The organism is Myxococcus vastator, from assembly GCF_010894475.1.
Classification (GTDB): domain Bacteria; phylum Myxococcota; class Myxococcia; order Myxococcales; family Myxococcaceae; genus Myxococcus; species Myxococcus vastator.
This window is the reverse complement of the sequence record NZ_JAAIYB010000549.1, coordinates 1-4966: the sequence shown is the minus strand read 5'-3', so window position 1 is coordinate 4966 and position 4966 is coordinate 1. Positions and strand designations below refer to the sequence as shown.

Below are 4966 nucleotides of genomic sequence, written 5' to 3'. Positions count from 1 at the left end.
GGGCCCATGGGCGTGGGGGTGGGACTGGCCGAGGTGTGGGTGACGGCGTGGCTGGTGGCGCGGCTCAACCCGTCGATGCGAGGGCTGGCGCGGCAGGTGGTGGAGCCCTTCGTCACCCTGGGAGTGCTGCTGCTGGGCGCGTGTCTGGCGGCGCCGCGGCTGGTGGAGGAGGGTGTGGTGGCGCAGGCGCTGGTGGGCGCGGTGCTGTTCGCCATCCTGGTGTGGGTCCGTGAACGGCTGCCGGGAATGCTGCCACTCCTGGGCGAGCTGAGGCAGATTCTCGAGTTCGTCCGGGCACGGAGGGCCGCGAGGCCGGCTCCGGTGAGCCCGGCGTCGACGTGAGCGGAAAGCGGGGGTCCCGATGAAGAAGCCCGACCTGGTCATCTCCATCGTCAATCACAGCAACCCGGAGCTGCTGCACGACTGTCTGCGCACGCTGCATGCGACGACGCGCGACAGCTCCTTCGAGGTCTGGATTGTCGACAACGCCACGGGCGGGCGCGGCGTGGACGCCATGCGGCGCGACTTTCCCCAGGTGCGCTGGCTCTTCAACACGGAGCGCAAGGGCTTCTCCGCCAACCACAACCAGGTGCTGCGTCAGGCCCGGGGCCGCTACTTCTGTATCTTCAATGACGACACCATCGTCCACGAGGGCGCCTTCGACGCGCTGGTGCGCTTCATGGATGAGAACCCGCGCGTGGGCATGGCGGGCGCGCGGCTGTTGAACGCGGATGGCACCGTCCAGAACTGCACCTTCCGGCCCATGTCGCTGGCCGGGCAGCTCTTCGACCTCGTCTTCCTGCCGCGTCCCCTCCACTTCCTCAAGGCGATGGCCATCGACCCGGCGCAGTACGGCCACGACGAGGCCCGCGTGAGCTGGGTGCTGGGGGCCTGCATCGTGGTGCGCGAGGAGGCGCTCGCGGAGGTGGGCCTGCTCGACGAGCAGATGTCCCCGCTGGGCAACACCGAGGACACCGACTGGTGCGTGCGGGCCTGGAAGGCGGGCTGGGAGGTGGCCTTCTGCCCGGAGGCGGTGATTACGCACCTGACGAGCCGCTCGTTCCGGCCGTCCGACACCGGGGCGGACAAGGTGCGCATCGAGCTGTGGCGCACGCGGCTGGCGTACTTCCGCAAGCACCACGGCCGGCTGCACGAGACGGCCATGCGGGCCATCCTGGTGGGGACGTTGCCGTACAACTCGGCGGTGCTGACGCAGACGCTGCTGCGCGGGCGCATGAGCCTGCCGGAGTACCGCAAGCAGTTGGCCACCTTCCTGGGCATCTCCGAGATGGGCCTGCGCGCCCGCGTGTGACATGCCGCGCTTCTCCGTCATCATCCCCACGTACAACCGGGCGCGGCTCCTGGAGGCGGCGCTCGCGTCCGTGTTCGCGCAGGAGGAGCGTGACTTCGAGGTGCTCGTCGTGGATGACGGCTCCACCGACGACACGCTGGAGACGCTGGCCCGCCACGGCGAACGGGTGCGCGTCTTGCGCCAGCGCAACGCGGGCCCTGGCGCCGCGCGCAACCTGGGCATCCAGGAGGCCCGAGGCACCTACGTGGCCTTCCTGGACAGTGACGACCTGTGGTTCCCCTGGACGCTGGCCACGTACCGGCGGGTGCTCGAAGCGGAAGCGGAGACGTCGCTGGTGCTGGGCACGGCGGTGCCGTTCTCCCGGGCCGAGTCCCTGGCGTCCGTGGCCCACGAGCCGCTCCAGGTGCTGCGCTTCGCGGACTATCTGGCCAGCGCGGAGGACCGGACGCCGCGCACCGCGTGCGTGCTGGCGGTGCGCGCGGAGGCGCTGCGGCGCGTGGGTGGCTTCACCTCGCTGCGCATCAGCGGCGAGGACTACGACTTGCTGTACCGGCTGGGCACGGAGCCGGGCTTCGCCTGGGTGCGCGCGCCCGCGGTGGTGGGCTACCGCCAGCACGCGGGCTCCACGTCCACGTCACTGGAGTCCGGCTACCAGGGCACGCGGTACCAATTGGAGCAGGAGCGCCTGGGGCGCTACCCGGGCGGCACGGCCCGCCGGCGCGAGCGGCTGGAGATGCTGCTCTACAGCCTGCGCCACGTGACGCACTGGTTGTTGTCCCATCGCCGCGTGGACCTGGCGCTGGACTTGTACCGGCGCGGACTGCCGCTCCACCTGGCGGCGCCGCGCTGGCGCTACATGCTGGGCTTCCCGCCGTGGGCGCTGGCCACCACCGTGCGCCAGCGCGTGTCGGGCCGCTGACGGCGCGGGCTTTAGCGTCAATGCCGACTGCTAGCGTAGAAGCGGGTGCTCCATGAGACTGCATCACGCCGTGGCGTTGTTGCTCTTGCCCCTGCTGTCCGGCTGTGCCACGGCGCGCGTGGTGCGCCTGGAGACCGACCGGGGGGAGGTCATCACCTTCACCCCGCGCACCGATGAAGTCGAGCCCGTTGCGTTGGACGCGGATGCATTCATGGCGGCGGTGGCCTCCGTGCCCCGACGCGTGAGGCCCCCTGTTCATCCCCAGGAGGCTGCCCGGCGACTGTTCGACATGGATGCGCGCGGAGGAGCGTACCTCTTCGATTCGCGCACCCGCCGCGTCACGCCGCTTGGGCCCGGTGAACACTTGGAGGGCGAGCCCTCGGAAACGGACGTGGAGCTGACGCGCGCCTATCTGCGCTGGTGTGAGCGCACCGGGAGGAAGGGGGACTGTCTCCGGTTGCTGGTGGAGGGCCCCACGCTCAACGGAGATGGCCGCTACGCACTGGCCATGGCGCTCGCTCATCGCGCAGTCAATGAAGAGATGCTGGAAGCATTCAAGGACATGGCCGACCCGCACGTCATGCTGGCGGCGGCGCTATGGACAGGGACGATGTACCTGGTCCTCTGGACGGTGCCCGAGCCGGTGAGCAAGGGCCTGGCCGCTGTCATGACGGCGACGCTGATTGTCTACCTGGGCGTGGACACGTTCTGGGGCTTGATTACGGGCTTCCGCCAGTTGGTGGAAGAGGCGGACCGGGCCCGTACCTTCGACGAACTGCGCGACGCTGGAGCGCGATACGGGACGGTGATGGGGCGCAACGCGGCACGTGCCTTCGCCCTGCTCGCCACGGTGGCCATCGGGAACACGGCAGCGGGGTTCGCGGGCAAGGTGCCGACGCTGCCCGGCTCGGCGCAAGCGTCCATGCAGGCCGGTTCCCAGGCGGGCATCACGCTGGCCGCCGTGGGCGAAGTGCAGGCGGTGGCGGTGACGGGCGGAGCGGTCACCATGACGCTCGCCACGGGTGCGATTGCCAATACGGCGCGAGGCGGCGCGGCAGTCGGCCCGGTGGACGCGAAGGGGCACAATCACCATATCTCTACGGACAAGTGGTGGGACTCCACCAACAGCGACGGCCCGTGGTCACCCAAGTTCCAAGAAGTCTTCGACAAGGCGGGTATGTCGCTGAACGACCCAGCCAACATCGTCCATGTGAAGGGCCACAAGGGCCCACACCCCATGGAATACCATCAACGGATCCTTGACCGACTGAATGGAGCCGCAAAGGGGTGTCGCACGATGCAGCAATGCCGCAGTGCTCTGACCGCAGAACTCCAGAGGCTGGCGCGGCAAATCAGCACGGAAGGCACCGGGTTGAACAAGTTGGTGACTCGGCATGAATGAGTCAGGATTCATCAACATGCCTGGCCGGTACTTCAGACTGACAGACAACGCTTATGTGCCAGGGCGTTGGCACCTCCGCAGCCCCACCGATTCCCAAGGGGAGGAGGTGGACCCATGGGTCTTCACGAATGGCGTTCCCATCCCCGAGCCGGGGCGTTTGAGGATTCCGATTGCACGCGCTGGCAAGGCGCTCGACTTCACCCTGACTGGGCTCGCCGTTCCGGTAGTTCACGTCAGGGTCGCGTCACTCCTCATGGAGCTCGCGCCTGATGGTGTGCAGAGCTTCCCGGTTGAGATTCAAGGGCAGCCTGAGCAGTTCCGCATCCTTGTCGCCACCAAGACCATTCAATGCATCGACGACGCGGCATGCAAGGAGGTGGAGCGCTGGATGCCGGAAGATGGGCAACCCGAGAAGGTGGGTGAGTATCGCGACGTCTACGGGCTGCGCATCGACAGCGCGAAAGCAGGCGCCGCCAAGGTATTCCGCACTTGGGGATGGACGGTCGCTCTCATTGTGTCCGACGAAATCAAGGATGCCTTGGAGCGCATCGGAACGACGGGAACGACGTTTACAGAAGTTTAGGGGCCTGTACCCTCGACGGGCCGCACGGCTCGCGATGGCGCGGGTGAATGCCACCGGGTTGCCTTGCTGCCTCACCTGCCACCGCACGAGGCACCACCGCGCCTCCCCGTTCACTCCTCGGGCCCCTGGCGCGGTGGTGTGGGCTGACCGGCAGTGGCGTTAGCGTCCCCCGCCCAGCAGGCCTCCAAGGCCGCCGCCACCGCCGGGCGTGTCGCCACCACCGCCCGCGCCGCCCAGCAGCGGCGCCACGGAGAGGATGCGGCCCACGAGCGCGGGGTCCAGGCGCGACTTGAGGAAGTTCAGCGTCCGTGTGGAGCGCCTTTCTAGCGCGCCGGCCGCTCCCTTGCCGTCCCGCCGCCTTCATCCGGTCCCTGGCGGACTGCGCATCTTCGCTGGGGAGGCGTGCCATGCGGGAAGCGAACGCGGTGGGCTCGCGAAGGAAGACGGCGGAGCGCGACGCCCGGGAGTGCTGGGGCGGCGTCGACCTGGGCGGGACGAAAATCGAGGCCGTGGTGGTGGACCGCGCTGGCGCCGTCCTGGGGACGCTGCGCCAGCCCACGCCCGCCGACGGTGAGCCCGGCGACGTGGTGCGCGCCATCCACGACACGCTGGAGGGCGCGGCGCACGCGGCGGGCCTGACGTCCCGTCAGCTCCTGGGGGTGGGCGTGGGTGCGCCCGGCGCGGTGAACGCCAACGAGGGCACGCTGGGACACGTCAGCAACGTGGGCCGGGGTTGGAAGACGCCCTACC

The 4966-nt window shown here is 69.0% G+C and carries 5 protein-coding genes and 1 pseudogene; all 6 read left to right on the top strand.

The window, feature by feature from the left end; translation table 11 throughout:
• Positions 1-342, top strand: a pseudogene (locus tag G4D87_RS33540) (oligosaccharide flippase family protein); the annotation flags it as partial.
• A 19-nt stretch (positions 343-361) separates the two neighbouring features.
• Complete coding sequence (locus G4D87_RS33535) at positions 362-1312, top strand: glycosyltransferase family 2 protein (RefSeq protein ID WP_163786758.1); 951 nt, start codon at positions 362-364, stop codon at positions 1310-1312.
• 1 nt (position 1313) lies between these two features.
• The gene (locus tag G4D87_RS33530; protein ID WP_163786757.1) at positions 1314-2231 is read left to right on the top strand and encodes a glycosyltransferase family 2 protein; all 918 of its coding nucleotides are present in this window, start codon (positions 1314-1316) and stop codon (positions 2229-2231) included.
• Between the two features lie 52 nt (positions 2232-2283).
• Positions 2284-3633 carry an AHH domain-containing protein gene (locus G4D87_RS33525; protein ID WP_163786756.1) on the top strand — a complete coding sequence of 450 codons (1350 nt, stop codon included), beginning with the start codon at positions 2284-2286 and terminating at the stop codon, positions 3631-3633.
• A gap of 16 nt (positions 3634-3649) precedes the next feature.
• Positions 3650-4216, top strand: coding sequence for an imm11 family protein (locus G4D87_RS33520; RefSeq protein ID WP_163786759.1), 567 nt, complete (start codon positions 3650-3652; stop codon positions 4214-4216).
• Between the two features lie 407 nt (positions 4217-4623).
• Positions 4624-4966, top strand: a 343-nt coding sequence (locus G4D87_RS33515; RefSeq protein WP_163786755.1) for an ROK family protein, incomplete at its 3' end; no start/stop codon positions are given.

Excerpts from the sequence above, each read along its gene's own strand:
- G4D87_RS33535 (WP_163786758.1), top strand. The coding sequence starts at position 362 with ATGAAGAAGCCCGACCTGGTCATCTCCATCGTCAATCACAGCAACCCG.
- G4D87_RS33530 (WP_163786757.1), top strand. The coding sequence starts at position 1,314 with ATGCCGCGCTTCTCCGTCATCATCCCCACGTACAACCGGGCGCGGCTC.
- G4D87_RS33525 (WP_163786756.1), top strand. The coding sequence starts at position 2,284 with ATGAGACTGCATCACGCCGTGGCGTTGTTGCTCTTGCCCCTGCTGTCC.
- G4D87_RS33520 (WP_163786759.1), top strand. The coding sequence starts at position 3,650 with ATGCCTGGCCGGTACTTCAGACTGACAGACAACGCTTATGTGCCAGGG.